General features: G+C 58.4%; 1 protein-coding gene. It reads right to left on the bottom strand.

The features are described 5' to 3' along the window. Position 1: 1 nt before the first annotated feature. A partial coding sequence (locus tag ACQQ2Q_RS22545; protein WP_428189339.1) for an elongation factor Tu occupies positions 2 to 799 on the bottom strand: 798 nt, incomplete at its 5' end.

Here is a 799-nt window from a genome sequence, read left to right as displayed (position 1 = left end):
ATTACTCGATGATGGAAGCCACGATACCGGCGCCGACGGTGCGGCCGCCTTCGCGGATCGCGAAGCGCAGCTTTTCTTCCATCGCGATCGGAACGATCAGCTCGACTTCAACCGTGACGTTATCGCCAGGCATAACCATTTCCGTGCCTTCCGGAAGCGACACGATACCGGTCACGTCCGTGGTGCGGAAGTAGAACTGCGGACGATAGTTGGTGAAGAACGGCGTATGACGGCCACCCTCTTCCTTCGTCAGGATGTAGGCTTCTGCCATGAACTTCTTGTGCGGCTTGACCGAACCCGGCTTGCACAGGATCTGACCACGCTCAACGCCGTTACGGTCAACACCGCGGACGAGTGCACCGATGTTGTCGCCAGCCTGGCCCTGATCGAGCAGCTTGCGGAACATTTCAACGCCGGTAACCGTCGTCTTGGAGGTGTCCTTGATGCCGACGATTTCGACTTCTTCACCAACCTTGACGATACCGCGCTCAACACGACCGGTCACAACCGTACCACGGCCCGAGATCGAGAACACGTCTTCGATCGGCATCAGGAACGGCTGGTCGATCGGACGCTCCGGCGTCGGGATGTAAGCGTCAACAGCTTCCATCAGGGCGCGGATGGCGTCTTCGCCGATCTTCTTGTCGCTGTCGTTGAGCGCTGCAAGTGCAGAACCCTTGACGACCGGAATGTCATCGCCCGGGAAGTCGTAGGACGACAGAAGTTCGCGAACTTCCATTTCCACGAGCTCGAGGAGCTCTTCGTCGTCAACCTGGTCGACCTTGTTGAGGAACACGAC

It is taken from the genome of Agrobacterium sp. ES01 (genome assembly GCF_050320885.1).
In the GTDB taxonomy this organism is placed as follows: domain Bacteria; phylum Pseudomonadota; class Alphaproteobacteria; order Rhizobiales; family Rhizobiaceae; genus Allorhizobium.
This window is presented reverse-complemented; position numbering and strand designations above follow the sequence as displayed.